Here is a 20,851-nt window from a genome sequence, read left to right on the forward strand (position 1 = left end):
GCCCCGATCGCGATGGAAGAAAAACTGCGCTTCGCCATCCGCGAAGGCGGTCGGACCGTAGGCTCCGGTGTCGTGTCCAAAATTATCGAGTAATCGAAATCAAGATGAACATGCGAAAGGCGGCCGATGTGGTCGCCTTTTTTTGAAATCCATGCCCTACCTTTTCCAAACTTTTTGATAGAATTTGATGCAAGCTTTTTTTGTGGAAATGTTTTAGAAACGACAAAAGACGCCAGCCGCAAAACGTGACAATCAATGCTGGCGAAAGAGCAGTTGAACGAACCAGCATGGATTTAAAAAATCATGATGCTTAATAAGCGTGGATACAGCGTTGTTTTGATCGTATATGCGATCATTGCGGTTTCTGTAATAAAGCCGCCAAATGACTGGGCCAAAACCCATTTTCTGCTTTCCTACGATCTTGGGATTTTCCGCCGCGGATTTCTTGGCCAACTGCTGCGCCCTTTCTACGACACAGAGATGAGCCAGAGTGCTGTCTTTATGATAGGGGCGCTGCTTACATTCGTGGCAGGCCTAGTATTGGTTTTGTTCATGACAAAGTGCCTGCGTACCGCTGAGAACGGCATTGAGATGGCGTTGGTGTTTGCGACATCTTTCGGTCTGGCAACGTTTCTTGGAAATACTGGGTACTTCGATGGTGCCCTTGCCGTATTGGGTGTTACGGCACTTCTTTTTCCGACCCGTGGGGTAATTCCGCTTTTTGCGAAAACAATGATCTGCCTTACCGGTGTTTTAGTGCATGAAATAATGCTGCCGACTTACACTCTTCTCGTTGCCTTTCAGATATTCTTTGCGCGAGATGCGGAACCCTTCCCAAAACGTATTTTGCTTAGCGTTTCGCCGATAATTGCGTCTTTGCTTGCGGTGATCGTCCTTTTCCAGCTCTCTCCAAATGCAAGCGAGATGTATGTTGTAACCTTGGCTGAAGTCACATCGCGCGCGATGGACTTCAACGTTCGAAAAGGCGCTGTTGAGGCGGTGATGAAATACGCTGAAGGTGAAGAGCCAGGGTATAATTATGTCTGGAATTCAAATCGCTATCTGTTCGAACTGAAATACGTCAGCTGGATTGGTGTTGGTTTCATTCTTTATCTGATTGGCGCCGGATGGAAGCTGATCTGTGATCGACCCTTCATTGATAGACTCGCCGTACTTGCCGCAGCTCTCGGGCCGCTATCCTTGCTTTTTGTCGCCTTTGACTTGTCGCGGCTGGTGTCGTTGGCAATCATTCAGTCATTCGTTGTGCTGGCGCTTATATTGCAGCATGACGATGCTGCACGATCGCGACTTGCCAATGTCTTCAGTCATCAGGTGATTGTTTTGTTGCTGGTTGCAAATGTTTTGATCAGCTTTCTTCCTTTGAATTTCACACCGGTTAACCGCATTGGCTTTCCTGCGGCTTTACTGGACCTGCCGATCTGGCGTGGTGAGTTTTAATGGCTGCGTCCGTGCGTATTTGAAACAAAAATCAAAATGTGCCCTTGATTCATTTCGCGTCGTCGCGTAACCCGACCTCGGTCCTAGGGGTTTAGCTCAGTTGGTAGAGCATCGGTCTCCAAAACCGAGGGTCGTGGGTTCGAGTCCCTCAGCCCCTGCCAGGACAATCTGACCAAGAATTTTCTAAGATATCTATCTGCAAATTATTCAAAATCGTCGCTGGCGAACCTGCCGTTGTGTTTCCTTGCCACATCAAAGCTTTTCCGGTCATTATATGATGATCAGGGTTCTGTTGTGAGATGTGGGTTACACGGACCCAATGATTGGAGGCACTATGAAACTGTTTCAATGGGTGTTTTTCTTTTTGGTTTTTCTAAGCCCCGCATTTGCGCAGGACATGTCACAGGAGCGGGCTTGTCGCAAAAGTGCGACGCCATTTGAAGAGCGAATTGCGGCGTGTACGGCCCTTATCGAATCCGAAGACTACGAAAAAAGGTATTGGGCCTACCAGCGACGGGGCGATGCGTATAGCGATAACGGCGATTATGCCGTTGCGATTGAAGATTTTAACCGTGCACTTGAGATTGACCCGCAATATGAAGCTGCACTTGGGACGCGTGCTTATGCTCTCTATGAGGAAGGTCGGTACGAAGAGGCCTTGGCAGATACAACGCTGCTTATCGAAATAGATCCGGAAGATCATTGGAATTTCTATTATCATGGCCGAATACTGGATTGGCTTGACCGGGATGTTGAAGCACTTTCAGCACTGACACAGGCTATAGACCTCAAGGGTGACTATTTTTATTCTCGCTACCAGCGCGGGCATGTTCACCAAAAAATGGAAAACTTCACGCCCGCAACCGCAGATTATCAGGCCGCGCGCGACATTTCCCCGTTCAGGTCCTTCATTCACATGCGGCTCGCGGACAACTACTGGGATATGGGAGACGCAGATAACGCTGCCCGCTATTATCGCATGGCGCAGATCATTAACCCAAACGAGCGGTTTACTAGTAGAAATCTGACCGAACTTGTTCAACTTGATCCGAACGTTCAGTTGTCTCCATTGCAATATGAGCCGCCTGAGGATGGGTTGAGCATCAGATATCTTCAGGTTTTTCTTCCGTTTGACACGCGGGATGAAATGGAAATCGCAATTATGGATCTGGCAAACTGGTTTAGTGCCCCACCGAAAGCGATGCCAGAGGCATTGGCCTTGATAACGCGTAATTTGACGGTTCACGACGGTGACGTTGTACAAATTGATCTGGATTTGGAAGCGGAAAAAAATCTGGACGTCGTTACATCGACTGGTGGAAAGATACCGGAATCCATTGATACATTCAGAGGTCTTTTTCTTCGCACGCTGCGCACAGAAGCGGGTGGCCCGGAGTTCAGAAAAGTTTTTGACGAAGGTGAGCCGGCAACGTTATGGCCCCTTGTGGTTGGAAATACCGTGACAGGCCGAGGCGGATTTGAACTTGTTTGCCCGGAAGAATTTTCAATGGATGCGATGATGATGGGCTGTTTGCACGATGTCCCCTTTGTACGGCTCGGCACGCTGGAGTTTAGTCTGGTTGTTGAAAAACAGGAACAGATACACGAACCATTGGGGGTTTTTGACACTTTCGTTGTCCGCTACCGGGAGCTTTCAAAAATGGAAGCTTTTGGCAGGGAGGTGAAACGCGAAGTCGAAACACGTTGGTGGATCAGCCCCGAGCTAGGCTTTTGGGTAAAACGGACCAATCAGCGTGGTGATAAAATCGCCAGCCTGCATGCAATTTCGATTTTGGAAAACTGATATCGGTCAGTGTCGGATGGGGTTGAATTCCCCGTGATACAGGCGTATCTGCGTGGCAATCCGTCAGAAGGGCTATTTTTATGGCAAAAGCAAATCCAGCGCAGTTTATCCAGCAGGTTCGGTCCGAAGTTTCAAAAGTTGTCTGGCCAACACGGCGCGAAGTATTGCTGACCACGGCAATGGTCTTTGTCATGGCGACGTTGACTGCGATCTTTTTTTCGCTGATCGATTTGACGATCCGCGAAGGTCTGAGAGCTTTGTTCGACGCTTTTAGATAAGAAAAACTCGTCTCTACGGTCTTGAAGTACCTTGATTTCACTAGTAAAGCGGGCGGCATCATCAGGGCAGGCGTACAGCGATTCGGGTTGTGCGCTGTTTTTGTTCTGGACTAAGGCGGCGTAACCGTCTGAATAAATTGAACTTTCCGGGCCTAAGGCCACGGGCGATGTGAGGCAAGAAGCAGTATGGCGAAGCGGTGGTATTCGGTAAGCGTTCTCTCAAACTACGAGAAAAAGATTGCCGAGCAAATCAAGCACTCCGTCATTGACGCCGGTCTCGAGGACGAGATCGAAGAAGTGCTGGTGCCTACCGAAGAGGTTATCGAGGTGCGCCGCGGTAAGAAAGTTACCGCCGAGCGCCGTTTCATGCCGGGCTATGTTTTGGTCCGTATGGAAATGTCAGATCAGGGCTATCACCTGATCAACTCGATCAACCGTGTTACCGGTTTTCTGGGCCCACAAGGCCGCCCGATGCCAATGCGCGACGCTGAGGTGAACCAAATTCTCAACCGGGTTGAGGAAGGTCTGGAATCGCCTCGTACGCTGATCCACTTCGAGATTGGCGAAAAAGTGCAGGTTACTGACGGCCCATTCGAAGGGTTCGACGGAATGGTCGAAGACGTCGATGAAGAAAGCAACCGTCTGAAAGTGACGGTATCAATTTTTGGCCGGGCAACCCCGGTCGAGCTGGAATTCACTCAGGTTACAAAAGACGCCTGAGCGCATCTGTGGGAGGTACGGTGGGCGCGCCCATCACGCCGGACCACACAACCCAGATCGGTGAAACGCGTTTCACCGTTGTTGAAGAAGGAGAGGCCACATGGCCAAGAAAATTGCTGGTAAGATGAAGCTGCAGGTGAAAGCCGGGCAAGCCAACCCATCCCCACCCGTTGGACCTGCACTGGGTCAGCGCGGAATTAATATCATGGAATTCTGTAAGGCGTTTAACGCCCGTACGCAGGATCTGGAGCCCGGAGCACCGTGCCCAACGGTGATCACCTATTACGTGGATAAATCGTTCAATATGGATATCAAGACGCCCCCTGCGTCTTATTTCCTGAAAAAGGCGGCCAAACTGAAATCTGGCGCAAAGCTGCCGGGTCGTGAAACAGTTGGCACAGTCTCCACTAAGCAGGTGAAAGAGATTGCCGAAGCGAAAATGAAAGACCTGAACGCGACCGATATTGAAGCAGCAATGCAGATCATTCTCGGCTCGGCGCGGTCTATGGGCATCGAGGTGAAATAATCATGGCAAAGCTTGGAAAACGTACCAAAGCCGCACGTGAGGCTTTCGCAGGTAAATACGACGTCACCGTCGAAGAAGCCGTTTCGCTGATCAAAGCAAATGCAAATGCAAAGTTTGACGAAACTGTAGAAGTCGCAATGAACCTGGGTGTCGACCCACGCCATGCAGACCAAATGGTTCGTGGTGTTGTGACTCTGCCGAACGGTACCGGTAAAACAGTACGCGTCGCTGTGTTTGCACGCGGGCCTAAAGCTGAGGAAGCACAGGCTGCTGGCGCAGACATCGTTGGTGCCGAGGATCTGATGGAAATCGTTCAGGGCGGCAAGATCGAATTTGATCGTTGCATCGCAACTCCGGACATGATGCCAATCGTTGGCCGTCTGGGTAAAGTGCTTGGCCCACGGAACCTGATGCCAAACCCACGGGTTGGCACAGTAACCATGGATGTCGCTGAGGCTGTAAAGAACGCCAAAGGCGGCGAAGTTCAGTTCAAAGCAGAAAAAGCTGGTGTTGTACACGCAGGTATCGGCAAAGCCTCTTTCGACGAAGCAAAGCTGGTGGAAAACCTTCGGGCATTTGTCGGTGCGGTCGCGAAAGCAAAACCAGCAGGTTCCAAAGGAGCCTACATGAAGAAAATCGCTGTGTCCTCGACAATGGGCCCAGGCGTTTCCGTATCAGTGGATTCTGCCAACAGCGAGTAAGAATTCCGCCCGGGGAAACCCGGGCTGAATAGCGGGGTCGTAAGGCTCCGTTCTGTCCGAGACGGAGGGTGTGGCGCCCATAATAACAAAGCGTCACATAATTCCTTCCCGAGATGGGAAACGAGACAGATTTTTCGAGGGGCCTCCCTCGAGTGATTTTGGCCTCGGGACCCTGAAATTGGACCCGAACGTCGGCGACCCCGCAAAATTGGGGAAACTGACACTAACTGAGCCGGAGAGGGAAACCTTTCCATAATTGGAGTGAAACTGTGGATAGAGCACAAAAAGAGAAGTTGGTCGACGAACTCGGCCAGATCTTTGAAAGCTCTGGCGTCGTAGTGGTTGCCCACTACGAGGGTCTCACGGTTGCTGAGATGCAGGACCTGCGCGCGCGAATGCGCGAAGCTGGTGGGTCCGTTCGCGTTGCCAAGAACAAGCTCGCCAAAATCGCTCTTGATGGGAAGCCATGCGCAAGCATCGCTGATTTCCTGACGGGCATGACCGTTCTCGCCTATTCGGAAGACCCCGTGGCTGCAGCCAAGGTCGCCGAAGACTTCGCTAAGGAAAACAAGAAACTTGTGATCCTTGGCGGTGCTATGGGAGAGAACGCTCTGGATCGTGCCGGCGTTGAAGCCGTGTCGAAAATGCCATCTCGCGAGGAGCTTATTGCTTCTATCGCTGGCTGCATCGGCGCACCTGCTTCGAATATCGCTGGCGCAATTGGCGCACCTGCTTCGAACATCGCTGGCATCTTTTCCACTTTGGAAGAGCGGCTCGCCGCTTAAGCAACTTCGTGACCTCGTAGGGTTGAACACCTGACGTTGGAACACATTTATGAATGGGAACAGTGAAATGGCTGATCTGAAAAAACTGGCTGAAGAGATTGTGGGTCTGACCCTTCTCGAAGCACAAGAACTGAAAACGATCCTTAAAGACGAGTATGGCATCGAGCCTGCTGCCGGTGGAGCTGTAATGGTTGCTGGCCCAGCAGATGCTGGTGCTGCTGCTGGTGAAGAGCAAACTGAATTTGACGTGATCCTGAAGTCCGCTGGCGCTTCTAAAATCAACGTCATCAAAGAAGTTCGCTCGATTACCGGTCTCGGCCTTAAAGAAGCGAAAGAGCTTGTTGATGCAGGCGGCAAAGCTGTCAAAGAGCAAGTTTCTAAAGAAGAAGCTGACGACATCAAAGCCAAGCTCGAAGCAGCTGGCGCCGAAGTCGAAATCAAGTAATTGGCCGGGGCACAAAGCCCCAACCAACGAAAATCTTGGCTGGATCCGGGAAAATTCCGGGTCCAGCCGAATCTGTCTTAGCAAGCGCATCTGAACGGTGCTTTTTCTAAGGAGAGGTTCAGCGGATCGGGAGCAGACCGGTGGGACGGTTTGCATGAATAGGTCCGAACCCCTCTTGTTTCGTGTGCGGCGCGGTCTTGTGGCCCGACTTGGACGTGCCCGCGAAAAAAATAAAGGTGACCACGCGCATGGCTCAGACTTTCCTAGGCCAGAAACGGCTTCGCAAATACTTTGGTAAAATCCGCGAAGTTCTGGAAATGCCGAACCTTATCGAGGTTCAAAAGTCTTCATATGATCTGTTTCTAAAATCCGGAGACCAGCTTCAGCCGCTGGACGGCGAAGGCATCAAAGGTGTCTTTCAGTCGGTTTTCCCTATTAAGGATTTCAATGAAACATCAATTCTTGAGTTCGTGAAATACGAACTGGAGAAACCAAAATACGATGTTGAGGAATGTCAGCAACGTGACATGACCTATGCAGCACCTTTGAAAGTGACACTGCGGTTGATCGTATTTGATATCGATGAAGATACCGGTGCGAAATCCGTTAAAGACATCAAAGAACAAGACGTATTCATGGGCGACATGCCCCTGATGACACCGAACGGCACATTTGTCGTCAACGGTACCGAGCGTGTGATCGTATCCCAGATGCACCGTTCACCAGGTGTGTTCTTTGATCATGACAAAGGCAAAACCCATTCGTCTGGTAAACTACTGTTTGCCTGCCGGATCATTCCATACCGTGGTTCGTGGCTCGACTTCGAATTTGATGCAAAAGACATCGTCTTTTCCCGGATTGATCGTCGCCGCAAACTTCCTGTTACGACCCTGCTTTATGCGCTGGGTCTGGATCAGGAAGAGATCATGGAAGCCTACTATGACACCGTTACCTACAAGCTGAAGAAGAACAAAGGTTGGGTCACCAAGTTCTTCCCAGAGCGTGTACGAGGAACGCGTCCGACTTTTGATCTGGTTGATGCAAAAACCGGAGAAGTGATTGCCGAAGCTAATAAAAAGGTTACGCCACGCGCTGTGAAAAAGTTGATTGACGATGGTAAAGTCGCAAATCTGTTGGTGCCACACGAACAGATACTGGGACGTTTTGTTTCCAAGGATATTATCAACGAAGAAAATGGGGCGATCTATGTCGAAGCAGGCGATGAACTTACGCTTGAACATGACAAAGAAGGCAAAGTAACTGGCGGTACGCTGCAAGATTTGCTGGATGCTGGCATTACTGAAATACCAGTTCTCGACATTGATAACATCAATGTCGGTCCGTACATGCGCAACACTATGGCGGCTGACAAGAACTTGGGTCGCGACACCGCGCTGATGGATATCTATCGCGTTATGCGTCCTGGTGAACCACCCACCGTCGAGGCGGCCTCGCAATTGTTCGACACGTTGTTCTTTGACAGTGATCGCTATGATCTTTCGGCCGTAGGCCGGGTCAAGATGAACATGCGTCTGTCGCTTGATGCCGAAGACACACAGCGCACACTTCGTAAGGAAGACATCGTTGCCTGTGTCAAAGCGCTGGTTGAGCTTCGCGATGGCAAAGGCGATATCGACGATATTGACCACCTCGGCAACCGCCGTGTGCGCTCGGTTGGCGAACTGATGGAAAATCAGTATCGCGTTGGTTTGCTGCGTATGGAACGTGCAATCAAGGAACGCATGTCATCCGTTGAGATCGACACTGTGATGCCACAAGATCTGATCAATGCGAAACCAGCTGCAGCGGCTGTTCGTGAATTCTTCGGTTCTTCGCAGCTATCGCAGTTTATGGACCAGACCAACCCGCTGTCGGAAGTTACGCACAAGCGTCGTCTTTCAGCACTTGGGCCAGGTGGTCTGACGCGGGAACGTGCTGGGTTTGAGGTGCGCGACGTGCACCCGACTCACTACGGTCGGATGTGTCCGATTGAAACGCCAGAGGGGCCAAATATTGGTCTTATCAACTCGCTCGCGACATTCGCGCGTGTGAACAAATACGGCTTTATTGAAACACCTTACCGTAAGGTTGTGGATGGTAAGGTGACCGATGAGGTCAACTATATGGCCGCTACCGAAGAAATGCGTCACACAGTGGCGCAGGCCAACGCGAAGCTTGATGACAAAGGTGTGTTCATCAACGATCTCGTATCAAGCCGTAAATCTGGCGAATACATGCTCAGCCCGCGTGAAAACGTGGACCTGATCGATGTTAGCCCGAAACAGCTGGTTTCTGTTGCGGCTTCGCTTATTCCGTTCCTTGAAAATGACGATGCGAACCGTGCCCTGATGGGGTCGAACATGCAACGTCAGGCAGTGCCGCTGTTGCAAGCAGAAGCGCCGCTGGTGGGAACGGGTATCGAAGAAGTTGTTGCACGCGATTCCGGTGCTGCGATTATGGCAAAGCGTGCTGGTGTAATTGACCAGGTTGATGCACAGCGGATCGTGATCCGCGCAACCGAAGATCTCGAAATGGGTGACGCGGGCGTGGATATCTACCGCATGCGCAAATTCCAGCGTTCGAACCAGAACACCTGCATCAACCAGCGCCCGCTGGTGAAAGTGGGCGACACCGTTCAGAAAGGCGAAGTTATCGCTGACGGTCCATCCACAGATATGGGTGAACTGGCGCTTGGTAAAAACGTGGTCGTCGCGTTTATGCCTTGGAACGGTTACAACTACGAAGACTCGATCCTGATTTCCGAGCGGATCGCGCGTGATGACGTGTTTACTTCGATTCACATCGAAGAATTCGAAGTTGCCGCACGTGATACCAAACTTGGACCAGAGGAAATCACACGCGACATTCCAAACGTCGGTGAAGAAGCGCTGCGTAACCTCGACGAGGCTGGCATTGTCTACATCGGTGCTGAGGTAGAGCCGGGCGATATTCTTGTTGGTAAGATTACGCCAAAAGGCGAAAGCCCGATGACGCCGGAGGAAAAACTGCTGCGCGCCATCTTTGGTGAAAAGGCAAGCGACGTGCGTGATACTTCATTGCGCGTGAAGCCGGGCGACTTTGGTACGGTTGTTGAGGTGCGTGTCTTTAACCGCCATGGTGTGGAAAAAGATGAACGTGCACTTCAGATCGAACGTGAAGAAGTTGAGCGTCTGGGCCGTGACCGGGATGACGAGCTGGCGATCCTTGATCGCAACATCTATGCGCGTCTGAAGTCTCTGGTTCTTGGCAAAGTGGCTGTCAAAGGTCCGAAAGGCGTGGCGCCAAATTCCAAGATCGATGAAGAGCTTCTGGACTCACTCTCACGAGGGCAGTGGTGGCAGTTGGCGTTGGCAGAAGAATCTGACGCACAGATCGTTGAAGCCCTGAACGCGCAATACGAGGCGCAGAAGCGTACGCTTGACGCGCGGTTCGAGGATAAGGTCGAGAAAGTCCGTCGTGGTGATGATCTGCCTCCGGGTGTGATGAAGATGGTCAAAGTCTTCGTCGCGGTGAAGCGCAAGCTGCAACCGGGCGATAAAATGGCCGGTCGTCACGGCAACAAAGGGGTTATCTCCAAGGTTGTGCCGATGGAAGACATGCCGTTCCTCGCAGATGGGACGCCGGTTGACTTCTGTCTGAACCCGCTTGGTGTGCCGTCGCGTATGAACGTTGGGCAGATTCTTGAAACCCATATGGGTTGGGCTGCACGCGGTCTGGGTCTGAACATTGACGAAGCGATGCAGGAATATCGCCGGTCAGGTGATCTGACCCCTGTTCGCGAAGCGATGGAACTGGCCTATGGCTCTGATGTTTACGAAGAGGGCATCAAAGGCATGACCGAGGATGACCTGTTGGAAGCGGCGGGGAATGTTACCCTTGGTGTGCCAATAGCAACGCCAGTCTTTGACGGAGCCAAAGAAGCAGACGTTAACGATGCGCTGGTCCGTGCCGGGTTCAGTCAATCTGGTCAGTCGATCCTGTTTGATGGTCGTACGGGCGAGCAATTTGCACGCCCCGTTACCGTTGGCGTCAAGTACCTGCTTAAACTTCACCACCTTGTGGATGACAAAATCCACGCGCGTTCAACCGGGCCTTACAGCCTTGTCACGCAACAGCCGCTGGGTGGTAAAGCTCAGTTCGGTGGTCAGCGTTTCGGGGAGATGGAAGTCTGGGCGCTCGAAGCATATGGGGCTGCCTACACGTTGCAGGAAATGCTTACCGTCAAGTCGGATGACGTGGCGGGCCGGACCAAAGTCTACGAGTCTATCGTCAAAGGCGAAGACAACTACGAGGCTGGCATTCCGGAAAGCTTTAACGTGCTGGTGAAAGAAGTTCGGGGCCTCGGTCTCAACATGGAACTCCTGGATGCGGAGGAAGAATGAGGGCGTACCGCGCCCCCATTCACCCATCCCTGACATAAGGAACGCAAAATGAACCAGGAACTTACAACAAACCCGTTTAACCCGCTTGCAGCGCCTAAAACCTTTGATGAAATCAAGGTTTCCCTGGCATCGCCCGAGCGGATTTTGAGCTGGTCTTACGGCGAAATCAAAAAGCCGGAAACCATCAACTACCGGACGTTCAAGCCCGAGCGTGATGGTCTTTTCTGCGCCCGTATCTTTGGCCCGATCAAAGACTATGAATGTCTTTGCGGCAAATACAAGCGCATGAAATATCGCGGCGTTGTCTGCGAGAAATGCGGTGTCGAGGTAACTCTTCAGAAAGTCCGCCGCGAGCGGATGGGCCATATCGAACTTGCAGCGCCAGTTGCACACATCTGGTTCCTCAAATCGCTGCCATCCCGTATCGGCCTGATGCTTGACATGACACTGCGTGATCTGGAACGCATTCTCTACTTTGAAAACTATGTGGTGATTGAACCCGGGCTCACCGATCTGACCTATGGCCAGTTGATGAGCGAAGAAGAGTTCATGGATGCGCAGGATGCTTATGGCATGGATGCATTCACCGCTGGTATCGGCGCAGAAGCAATTCGCGAAATGCTGGGTCAGATTGACCTTGAAAGCGAAGCAGAAACGCTGCGCGCAGACCTTGCTGTAGCGACCGGCGAATTGAAACCCAAGAAGATTATTAAACGTTTGAAAATCGTTGAGAGCTTTCTTGAATCCGGTAACCGCCCCGAGTGGATGGTGATGACTGTTATTCCGGTCATTCCACCAGAACTGCGCCCGTTGGTGCCGTTGGACGGTGGGCGTTTCGCGACATCTGACCTTAACGATCTTTACCGTCGGGTGATCAACCGGAACAACCGCTTGAAACGCCTGATTGAATTGCGCGCACCCGATATCATTGTTCGTAACGAAAAGCGGATGCTGCAGGAATCTGTGGATGCGTTGTTTGACAATGGCCGCCGTGGCCGGGTGATTACAGGCGCAAACAAGCGCCCGCTGAAATCGCTGTCAGACATGTTGAAAGGCAAGCAGGGACGTTTCCGTCAGAACCTTCTGGGGAAACGGGTCGACTTTTCTGGCCGTTCGGTGATTGTGACGGGTCCGGAACTGAAGCTGCACCAATGTGGTCTGCCGAAGAAAATGGCGCTCGAACTATTCAAGCCGTTCATCTATTCGCGTCTTGAAGCGAAAGGCCTGTCTTCGACCGTTAAGCAAGCCAAAAAGCTGGTTGAAAAAGAGCGTCCTGAAGTCTGGGATATTCTGGATGAAGTGATCCGTGAGCACCCAGTCATGCTGAACCGGGCACCGACGCTGCACCGGCTTGGAATTCAGGCGTTTGAACCTGTGCTGATCGAAGGTAAAGCTATTCAGCTGCACCCGCTGGTGTGTTCGGCATTTAACGCTGACTTTGACGGCGACCAAATGGCCGTTCACGTTCCGCTGAGCCTTGAAGCACAGCTGGAAGCCCGTGTTCTGATGATGTCGACGAACAACGTTCTTTCGCCGGCAAATGGCGCGCCAATCATCGTTCCATCGCAGGATATGATCCTTGGCCTTTATTACATCTCGCTTGAGCGGGAAGGTATGAAGGGCGAGGGTATGATCTTTTCGGATGTCGACGAAATTCAGCATGCGTTGGACGCAGGGCTTGTTCATCTTCACTCAAAGGTGACTGCACGGATTGCACAGATCGACGAAGAAGGTAACGAAGTCATGAAACGCTTCGACACCACGCCTGGGCGTATCCGCCTGGGTGCGCTATTGCCGAAGAACGCAAAAGCTCCGTTTGAACTGGTGAACCGCTTGCTTCGTAAAAAGGAAGTTCAGCAGGTTATTGATACCGTTTACCGTTACTGCGGTCAGAAAGAATCTGTCATCTTCTGTGACCAGATCATGACCGTTGGTTTCCGCGAAGCGTTCAAGGCAGGTATTTCGTTTGGTAAAGACGATATGATTATTCCTGACAGCAAATGGCCTATCGTTGATGGTGTCCGCAATAACGTTAAAGAATTCGAACAACAGTATATGGACGGCCTGATCACTCAGGGCGAAAAATACAACAAAGTTGTCGATGCCTGGTCCAAGTGTTCGGACGAGGTCGCAGATGCGATGATGGCAGAAATCTCGGCAATGCGCCTTGATGATGCCGGGGCGCAGATGGAGCCGAATTCGGTTTACATGATGGCCCACTCTGGTGCGCGTGGCTCCCCTGCTCAGATGAAACAGCTGGGTGGTATGCGTGGTCTGATGGCCAAACCTTCGGGCGAGATTATCGAAACGCCGATTATCTCGAACTTTAAGGAAGGTCTGACCGTGCTTGAGTACTTCAACTCGACACACGGTGCCCGTAAGGGACTAGCGGATACAGCACTTAAGACTGCGAACTCTGGTTACCTGACTCGTCGCTTGGTGGATGTTGCACAAGATTGTATTATCCGTGCGCATGACTGCGGAACTGAAAAGGCGATTACTGCACAAGCAGCCGTAAACGATGGTGACGTTGTCGCTTCGTTGGCAGAGCGTATTCTTGGCCGGGTATCGGCTGATGATGTGATGAAGCCAGGAACCGATGAGGTGCTCGTTTCTGCGGGGGAACTGATCGACGAGCGCAAAGCAGATACCATCGAAGCGGCAGGTGTTGCGACGATGCGTATTCGCAGCCCACTGACCTGTGAAGCCGAAGAAGGTGTTTGCGCAGCCTGTTATGGCCGCGATCTTGCACGCGGTACGATGGTGAACCAGGGTGAAGCTGTCGGTATTATCGCCGCGCAGTCAATTGGTGAGCCTGGCACGCAGCTTACGATGCGGACATTCCACATCGGCGGTATTGCGCAGGGTGGTCAGCAGTCGTTCCAAGAAGCCAGCCATGATGGCAAGGTTGAATTCCGCAATCCATTGTTGCTGAAAAACGCATCGGCCGAGCAGATCGTTATGGGCCGGAATATGGTTTTGGCGATTCTGGACGAAAACGGTCAGGAGCGCGCAAGCCACAAGCTGAGCTACGGCAGTAAAGTCCACGTTAAAGATGGCGCAAAAGTCTCTCGTGGTGACAAGTTGTTTGAATGGGATCCTTACACCCTGCCAATCATTGCCGAGAAAGCCGGTACGGCTAAATTCGTTGACCTTGTCAGCGGACTTTCGGTACGTGACGATACTGACGATGCAACTGGCATGACCCAGAAAATTGTGACTGACTGGCGTTCGGCCCCTAAGGGGAACGAGTTGAAGCCTGAAATCCTTATCGTGGGTGAGGATGGCGAACCGGTACGCAATGATGTGGGTAACCCGGTGATCTATCCAATGTCGGTGGATGCGGTCTTGTCGATTGAAGATGGCTCTGAAGTCAAAGCTGGTGATGTTGTTGCGCGTATTCCACGTGAAGGTGCAAAAACCAAAGACATCACAGGTGGTCTGCCACGTGTGGCCGAACTCTTTGAGGCACGCCGCCCCAAAGACCACGCCATTATCGCAGAGATCGACGGCTATGTTCGGTTTGGTCGTGACTATAAAAACAAACGTCGCATCAGCATCGAGCCTTCAGATGAATCGCTCGAGCCCGTCGAATACATGGTGCCCAAAGGCAAGCACATTCCGGTTGCCGAAGGGGATTTCGTCTCTAAAGGTGACTACATCATGGATGGCAACCCAGCACCGCATGACATTCTGGCGGTTATGGGTATCGAAGCGCTGGCCAACTACATGGTTGACGAAGTGCAGGATGTTTACCGTCTGCAGGGCGTTAAGATCAACGATAAGCATATCGAAGTGATCGTGCGCCAGATGTTGCAGAAATGGGAAATCTTGGATTCCGGCCAGACAACCTTGCTGAAAGGCGAGCATGTCGACAAAGCCGAGTTTGATGCAGCCAACGAAAAGGCGCTCGCACGTGGTGATCGTGTTGCTTTGGGTGAACCAATACTTCTTGGGATTACAAAGGCAAGCCTGCAGACACGTTCATTCATCTCAGCGGCCTCGTTCCAGGAAACTACGCGCGTTCTGACCGAAGCATCGGTTCAGGGTAAACGTGACAAACTGGTTGGTCTGAAAGAAAACGTTATCGTCGGACGTCTGATCCCTGCCGGAACTGGTGGTGCTACACAGCAAATGCGTCGCATTGCAGTCGAACGTGACAACGTTGTGTTGGAGGCTCGTCGCGAAGAAGCTGCCGCCGCCGCTGCGTTGGCAGGGCCGGTTGACGGCTCGCCGGAAGACATGGGTAACATCGTTGGCGAAGATGTGCTGGAGGCAGGTATGGCTGATACGCTTGAAAGCCGCGAAGAATAAGCAAACCTGAAAAAGAATAAAAAAGCCCCGCTGAAAACAGCGGGGCTTTTTTTGGTCTGGCTTGATGTGGCGCGCAGCTGATTACTTTTGCATGTGCAGGCCAACGCGTGTATCGGCAACGCGTAGCTATTATTTTGTTCAGGTCCCCGAAAGAGTCCCTTAGAATTTGAAATTTTGGCAAATCGAGCGGGGCAATAATTGCAAAGAGTCCAAAGCCATTGCTGGTGGGCGTAAAAAGCGAAAGCAGAATAAACGTGGCAATCCTCAGCGATAATGCACGTGGTGCAATTCTGATGATGGCGAGCATGATCGCCTTTACCCTGAACGACACCTGCTTCAAGGCTTTGTCAGATGAACTACCGCTCTTTCAAGCTCTGCTTATTCGGGGTGTCGTGACAATGGTTTTGCTTTTCGGGATAGCCTGGGGAATGGGTGCGCTTCGTTTGCGGTTACCAAAGGCAGACTGGGGGTTCATCGCGCTCAGAACGATTGCCGAAATTGGCGCCGCATATTTCTTCCTGACGGCATTGTTTAATATGGAAATTGCCAATGTCACCGCCATTTTGCAGGCGCTTCCACTAACGGTAACCTTGGCAGGCGCCGTTTTTCTTGGAGAGGCGGTTGGCTGGCGTCGCTTGCTTGCCATTCTGGTTGGCTTTGTGGGTGTTATGCTGATCGTACGTCCGGGCCCCGATGGTTTCAATAGTTATGCGGTTTACGCGTTGATTGCTGTCGCCTTTGTTACGATGCGCGATCTTGCATCGCGGAGATTGTCAAAAAATGTGCCATCGTTGGTAGTAGCGTTGGCCGCTGCTGCGGGGGTCACTTTGTTTGCTGCGATCGGGACCTTTTCTGAGCAATGGGTACCTGTGAGCGAATTGGCAGCGCTGCAATTAATGGGGGCATCTTTTTTCATAATTGGCGGATATTTATTCAGCGTAATGGTGATGCGTGTTGGTGACATCGGGTTTGTTGCGCCGTTCCGATACACAGGACTTCTATGGGCGCTAATCATGGGATTTTTTGTTTTTGGTGATTGGCCAGACCCTATTACACTATTGGGGGGTGCGATTGTTGTTGCGACAGGGATTTTCACATTTTACCGTGAACGCAAATTAGCAAAAAGGGAAAGAGGGTGACATCTGAAGTTCAAGTTTTGGGGCTGTGTCGTTTTTCATACCCCGCACCTATTGATTCATTTCAGACTCGCCATAAAACCCTGGAAGACCGAAAAGCGATGCTTTACTCGCCCGAGAGGTTGGAACTGCGGTGTTTCTGGTTTGAACAAATTACCTTGCCTTCATTGCTCGCGCAGACCGACCCCGTTTTTTCACTCCTAATTTTGTTTGGTGACGATTTTCCAGAACCTTACCGAAGCCGAATTCTGAAGCTGGTTGAAGGCGTGAAGCAAATCAAACCCGTTTTCCGGGCATCGGCACCGCATCGCGACGTGTATCGGGAAATTATGCAGGCAGAGCGAAGATTTGAATCGCGTGCTGTGGCAGAGTTTCGGTTAGATGATGACGATGCGGTGGCAGTTAATTTTGTTGCTCAAACACGCACCAGATTTAGACAGGTTGCACCAGTGTTTGAGAGTGCTGAGCGAATGGCGATGGATTTCTCGCGCGGCGTAATCATCAGCGCCAAACCCGAAGGTGTTGAGTTTTTGCCTGTAATCACGCGGTTCTGGTCGGCTGGCTTGGTTGTATTTTTCAAGCCAGAGCATGATCGTTCGGTGATGGATTTTCCGCACCAGCAAATTTGGAAACGGATGCCTGCTGTCTCCTTCAATCAAAGCATTATGTATTTACGTGGAATGCACCGCACAAACGACAGCAAAGTTCGTACCAAAGGGAACGGTCGTTTCATCTTGCCGGAAAAAGAACTCGCTTCAAAGCTTAGACAACGGTTTCGGGTTGAAAAGGATCGTTTTGTGACAGGAGTCACACCGCTTCTTTAAGAAACTGCAATCTTAGAACAAGGTAGAATATGCAATAGTCGCGATTGCGGTCACAATGTCTGAACCGTTGCTGTTGACAAGCTCTGCGACTCCCCATATACGGCGGCCACTTGGGCAGGGTGTATTCCCGTTATTGCCTTAATCAGAACTGAAGTGGTCAAGATCCGGGCTAGCGCTCCGATCCTCTGAATGCCCACCGCGTCGTTCCCAAAAAATGGGGGCGAATGTGGTTTTTGCGCTGTGCGGACGCGTATGAGCGCGTGAATTTGAAATGTGTTGCAACACGGGGAATGAACCGGAATGCCAACGATCCAACAGCTGATCCGCAAGCCGCGGCAGCCGAAAGTAAAACGCCAAAAGTCCATGCACCTGCAGGCTTGTCCTCAGAAACGTGGAGTGTGCACCCGCGTCTATACAACGACGCCGAAGAAACCAAACTCTGCTATGCGGAAAGTTGCCAAGGTTCGTTTGACCAATGGCTTCGAGGTGATTTCGTACATCCCAGGTGAAAGCCACAACCTTCAGGAGCACTCTGTGGTTCTGATCCGTGGCGGTCGTGTAAAAGACCTTCCCGGTGTGCGTTACCACATCCTTCGCGGTGTTCTGGATACCCAGGGCGTCAAAGACCGTAAGCAGCGTCGTTCGAAATACGGCGCTAAGCGTCCTAAATAAGGAGAGGCCGAGATGTCCCGTCGTCACGCCGCTGAAAAACGTGAAGTTCTGCCGGACGCCAAGTATGGCGACCGCATTCTTACTAAATTTATGAATAACCTGATGGTCGACGGCAAGAAATCCGCCGCCGAGCGTATCGTTTACAATGCGTTTGAACGCGTTGAAGACAAGCTGAAGCGTGCACCGGTTGAAGTTTTCCACGAAGCTCTGGACAACATCAAACCTTCTGTTGAGGTTCGGTCGCGCCGTGTTGGTGGTGCAACCTACCAGGTGCCAGTTGAAGTGCGCCCAGAGCGCCGCGAAGCTTTGGCGATCCGCTGGTTGATCATTGCTGCACGCAAGCGCAATGAAAACACAATGGAAGAACGTCTTGCTGGTGAACTGCTTGATGCAGTCAACACACGCGGTACGGCCGTGAAAAAACGTGAAGACACACACAAGATGGCAGAGGCAAACAAAGCCTTCAGCCATTACCGCTGGTAAATCTGGCCAAGGACTGACCCAATGGCACGCGAATACCCCCTCGACCGTTATCGTAATTTCGGGATCATGGCGCATATCGATGCAGGTAAAACCACCTGTTCGGAGCGTATCCTGTACTATACCGGGAAATCTCATAACATCGGCGAAGTGCACGATGGCGCTGCAACCATGGACTGGATGGAGCAGGAGCAGGAGCGTGGCATCACGATTACTTCGGCTGCGACCACGACTTTCTGGGAACGTACTGAAAACGGTGTCGATGCGGAAACTGAAAAGCATCGTCTGAACATTATCGACACGCCAGGTCACGTTGACTTCACAATCGAAGTTGAACGTTCTTTGGCTGTGCTTGACGGTGCTGTTGCTGTTCTTGACGCCAACGCTGGTGTTGAACCGCAGACAGAAACCGTCTGGCGTCAGGCTGACCGCTACAAGGTTCCGCGTATCGTTTTCGTCAACAAGATGGACAAAATCGGCGCAGACTTTTTCAACTGCGTCGAAATGATCAAAAGCCGCACTGGCGCAATCCCTTGCCCAATTCAGTGCCCGATTGGCTCAGAGACAGAGCTTGAGGGCATCGTAGACCTGGTCACCATGCAAGAGTGGGTGTGGGCTGGCGAAGATCTGGGTGCGACCTGGGAACTGCGCGAGATTCGCGACAGCCTTAAAGACAAGTGCGAAGAAATGCGCACAACCATGATCGAGCTCGCCGTCGAGATGGACGACGACGCCATGGAAGCTTACCTTGAAGGTAACGAGCCTGACGTCGCGACCCTGCGCAAACTGATCCGTAAGGGTACTCTTTCGATGACGTTTATTCCGGTTCTGGCTGGATCTGCGTTCAAAAACAAAGGTGTGCAGCCTCTGTTGAACGCAGTTGTGGATTATCTGCCAAACCCGCTGGATGTTATTGACTACATGGGTTTCCGTCCTGGTGACGAAACAGAAACACGTGATGTTCCGCGTCGCGCGGATGACAACATGCCGTTTTCCGCTTTGGCGTTTAAAATCATGAACGACCCATTTGTCGGCTCGCTGACGTTCACCCGGATTTACTCGGGTAAGCTGAGCAAGGGCGACACCATGCTCAACTCTACCAAGGGCAAAAAAGAGCGTGTGGGCCGTATGATGATGATGCACTCGATCAACCGTGAAGAGATCGAAGAAGCATTTGCAGGCGACATCATCGCGCTGGCAGGTCTGAAAGACACCACAACAGGTGACACGATCTGTGCCGTAAATGATCCTGTTGTTCTGGAAACCATGACCTTCCCAGATCCGGTTATCGAGATTGCGGTTGAGCCAAAAACCAAAGCTGACCAGGAGAAAATGTCTCAGGGTCTTGCGCGTTTGGCGGCCGAAGATCCATCCTTCCGTGTGGAAACTGACCTCGAAAGCGGCCAGACCATCATGAAAGGCATGGGCGAGCTTCACCTCGACATTCTGGTTGATCGTCTGAAGCGTGAATTCAAAGTCGAAGCTAACATTGGTGCGCCTCAGGTGGCTTACCGTGAAACCATCGGCCACGAAGCTGAAATTGACTATACCCACAAGAAACAATCTGGTGGTTCTGGTCAGTTTGCACGCGTTAAAATGGTTATTTCGCCAACACAGCCTGGCGAAGGTTATTCATTCGAGTCAAAAATCGTCGGGGGTTCTATTCCAAAAGAATACATTCCTGGTGTTGAAAAAGGCATCAAGTCAGTTATGGACTCTGGTCCTCTTGCTGGCTTCCCGGTTATCGACTTTAAAGTTGCTCTGATCGATGGTGCTTTCCATGATGTGGACTCCTCAGTTTTAGCGTTTGAAATCGCTGCTCGGGCCGCCATGCGTGACGGTTTGAAAAAAGCTGGCGCGAAAATGCTGGAGCCGATCATGAAGGTCGAAGTGGTTACTCCGGACGACTACACTGGTGGCATCATTGGTGATCTTACGTCTCGTCGTGGTCAGGTGCAAGGCCAGGACAGCCGCGGGAATGCGATTGCGATCGAAGCATTTGTTCCACTGGCAAACATGTTTGGCTACATCAACACCTTGCGCTCTATGTCTTCGGGCCGCGCAAACTTCTCGATGCAGTTCGATCACTACGATCCGGTACCGCAAAACATCTCTGACGAAATTCAGGCGAAATACGCGTAAGGCGGGGACCGCCCCCCTTCACGCACACAGTTAACAGGAGGCCAACATGGCTAAGGAAAAGTTTGAACGAACAAAACCGCATTGCAACATCGGCACGATTGGGCATGTTGACCACGGCAAGACGACGCTTACGGCTGCGATCACGAAGCAGTTCAGCGACAATTTCAAAGCGTATGACGAGATT

17 protein-coding genes and 1 tRNA gene are annotated in these 20,851 nt (G+C 51.6%); all 18 read left to right on the forward strand.

Features of this window, described 5'->3' with window-relative positions; all coding sequences use genetic code 11:
- Positions 1–93 (forward strand): hypothetical protein (locus MWU63_RS19795; RefSeq protein ID WP_247079691.1); only part of this gene is annotated, 93 nt, incomplete at its 5' end.
- Between the two features lie 210 nt (positions 94–303).
- Positions 304–1,458, forward strand: a complete 1,155-nt coding sequence (locus MWU63_RS19800) for a hypothetical protein (RefSeq protein ID WP_213887191.1) — start codon at positions 304–306, stop codon at positions 1,456–1,458.
- 85 nt (positions 1,459–1,543) lie between these two features.
- Positions 1,544–1,619, forward strand: a tRNA-Trp gene (locus MWU63_RS19805).
- Positions 1,620–1,792: 173 nt separating this feature from the next.
- Positions 1,793–3,262: a tetratricopeptide repeat protein gene (locus tag MWU63_RS19810; protein WP_213887192.1), complete on the forward strand. Its 1,470-nt coding sequence runs from the start codon at positions 1,793–1,795 to the stop codon at positions 3,260–3,262.
- An 80-nt stretch (positions 3,263–3,342) separates the two neighbouring features.
- A complete protein-coding gene (gene secE / locus MWU63_RS19815; RefSeq protein ID WP_213887193.1) occupies positions 3,343–3,540 on the forward strand; it encodes a preprotein translocase subunit SecE in 198 nt (65 codons plus the stop codon).
- A gap of 186 nt (positions 3,541–3,726) precedes the next feature.
- Entirely contained in the window at positions 3,727–4,260 is a 534-nt protein-coding gene (nusG, locus tag MWU63_RS19820) for a transcription termination/antitermination protein NusG (RefSeq protein ID WP_213887194.1), read from the forward strand.
- 100 nt (positions 4,261–4,360) lie between these two features.
- On the forward strand, positions 4,361–4,786 hold the full coding sequence (gene rplK / locus MWU63_RS19825) for a 50S ribosomal protein L11 (RefSeq protein WP_213887195.1): 426 nt from the start codon (positions 4,361–4,363) through the stop codon (positions 4,784–4,786).
- 2 nt (positions 4,787–4,788) lie between these two features.
- Positions 4,789–5,487 (forward strand): 50S ribosomal protein L1, encoded by a 699-nt coding sequence (gene rplA, locus MWU63_RS19830; RefSeq protein ID WP_213887196.1) that lies wholly within the window; start codon positions 4,789–4,791, stop codon positions 5,485–5,487.
- A 269-nt stretch (positions 5,488–5,756) separates the two neighbouring features.
- Positions 5,757–6,272, forward strand: coding sequence for a 50S ribosomal protein L10 (gene rplJ, locus MWU63_RS19835; RefSeq protein WP_213887197.1), 516 nt, complete (start codon positions 5,757–5,759; stop codon positions 6,270–6,272).
- A 67-nt stretch (positions 6,273–6,339) separates the two neighbouring features.
- Positions 6,340–6,717, forward strand: coding sequence for a 50S ribosomal protein L7/L12 (gene rplL / locus MWU63_RS19840; protein ID WP_213887198.1), 378 nt, complete (start codon positions 6,340–6,342; stop codon positions 6,715–6,717).
- 248 nt (positions 6,718–6,965) lie between these two features.
- Positions 6,966–11,099: a DNA-directed RNA polymerase subunit beta gene (gene rpoB / locus MWU63_RS19845; RefSeq protein WP_213887199.1), complete on the forward strand. Its 4,134-nt coding sequence runs from the start codon at positions 6,966–6,968 to the stop codon at positions 11,097–11,099.
- Positions 11,100–11,147: 48 nt separating this feature from the next.
- The gene (gene rpoC, locus MWU63_RS19850; protein WP_213887200.1) at positions 11,148–15,413 is read left to right on the forward strand and encodes a DNA-directed RNA polymerase subunit beta'; all 4,266 of its coding nucleotides are present in this window, start codon (positions 11,148–11,150) and stop codon (positions 15,411–15,413) included.
- Between the two features lie 254 nt (positions 15,414–15,667).
- Entirely contained in the window at positions 15,668–16,552 is an 885-nt protein-coding gene (locus MWU63_RS19855) for a DMT family transporter (protein ID WP_247079687.1), read from the forward strand.
- Complete coding sequence (locus tag MWU63_RS19860) at positions 16,549–17,373, forward strand: glycosyltransferase (protein ID WP_247079689.1); 825 nt, start codon at positions 16,549–16,551, stop codon at positions 17,371–17,373. Before MWU63_RS19855 ends, MWU63_RS19860 begins: the two co-directional genes overlap by 4 nt.
- A 300-nt stretch (positions 17,374–17,673) precedes the next feature.
- Entirely contained in the window at positions 17,674–18,045 is a 372-nt protein-coding gene (gene rpsL / locus MWU63_RS19865; RefSeq protein WP_035253348.1) for a 30S ribosomal protein S12, read from the forward strand.
- Positions 18,046–18,057: 12 nt separating this feature from the next.
- Positions 18,058–18,528, forward strand: a complete 471-nt coding sequence (rpsG, locus tag MWU63_RS19870) for a 30S ribosomal protein S7 (RefSeq protein ID WP_213887202.1) — start codon at positions 18,058–18,060, stop codon at positions 18,526–18,528.
- A 21-nt stretch (positions 18,529–18,549) separates the two neighbouring features.
- A complete protein-coding gene (fusA, locus tag MWU63_RS19875) occupies positions 18,550–20,667 on the forward strand; it encodes an elongation factor G (RefSeq protein WP_213887203.1) in 2,118 nt (705 codons plus the stop codon).
- A gap of 46 nt (positions 20,668–20,713) precedes the next feature.
- The coding region (locus MWU63_RS19880; RefSeq protein ID WP_247079693.1) for a GTP-binding protein at positions 20,714–20,851 on the forward strand (138 nt) is incomplete at its 3' end.

The sequence above is a fragment of the Pseudohalocynthiibacter sp. F2068 genome (assembly GCF_023015645.1).
Taxonomy (GTDB): Bacteria; Pseudomonadota; Alphaproteobacteria; order Rhodobacterales; family Rhodobacteraceae; genus Pseudohalocynthiibacter; species Pseudohalocynthiibacter aestuariivivens.

What these genes read in the sequence shown, in the direction of transcription:
- MWU63_RS19800 (WP_213887191.1), top strand. Translation starts at nt 304, where the DNA reads ATGATGCTTAATAAGCGTGGATACAGCGTTGTTTTGATCGTATATGCG.
- MWU63_RS19810 (WP_213887192.1), top strand. Translation starts at nt 1,793, where the DNA reads ATGAAACTGTTTCAATGGGTGTTTTTCTTTTTGGTTTTTCTAAGCCCC.
- secE (WP_213887193.1), top strand. Translation starts at nt 3,343, where the DNA reads ATGGCAAAAGCAAATCCAGCGCAGTTTATCCAGCAGGTTCGGTCCGAA.
- nusG (WP_213887194.1), top strand. Translation starts at nt 3,727, where the DNA reads ATGGCGAAGCGGTGGTATTCGGTAAGCGTTCTCTCAAACTACGAGAAA.
- rplK (WP_213887195.1), top strand. Translation starts at nt 4,361, where the DNA reads ATGGCCAAGAAAATTGCTGGTAAGATGAAGCTGCAGGTGAAAGCCGGG.
- rplA (WP_213887196.1), top strand. Translation starts at nt 4,789, where the DNA reads ATGGCAAAGCTTGGAAAACGTACCAAAGCCGCACGTGAGGCTTTCGCA.
- rplL (WP_213887198.1), top strand. Translation starts at nt 6,340, where the DNA reads ATGGCTGATCTGAAAAAACTGGCTGAAGAGATTGTGGGTCTGACCCTT.
- rpoB (WP_213887199.1), top strand. Translation starts at nt 6,966, where the DNA reads ATGGCTCAGACTTTCCTAGGCCAGAAACGGCTTCGCAAATACTTTGGT.
- rpoC (WP_213887200.1), top strand. Translation starts at nt 11,148, where the DNA reads ATGAACCAGGAACTTACAACAAACCCGTTTAACCCGCTTGCAGCGCCT.
- rpsL (WP_035253348.1), top strand. Translation starts at nt 17,674, where the DNA reads ATGCCAACGATCCAACAGCTGATCCGCAAGCCGCGGCAGCCGAAAGTA.
- rpsG (WP_213887202.1), top strand. Translation starts at nt 18,058, where the DNA reads ATGTCCCGTCGTCACGCCGCTGAAAAACGTGAAGTTCTGCCGGACGCC.
- fusA (WP_213887203.1), top strand. Translation starts at nt 18,550, where the DNA reads ATGGCACGCGAATACCCCCTCGACCGTTATCGTAATTTCGGGATCATG.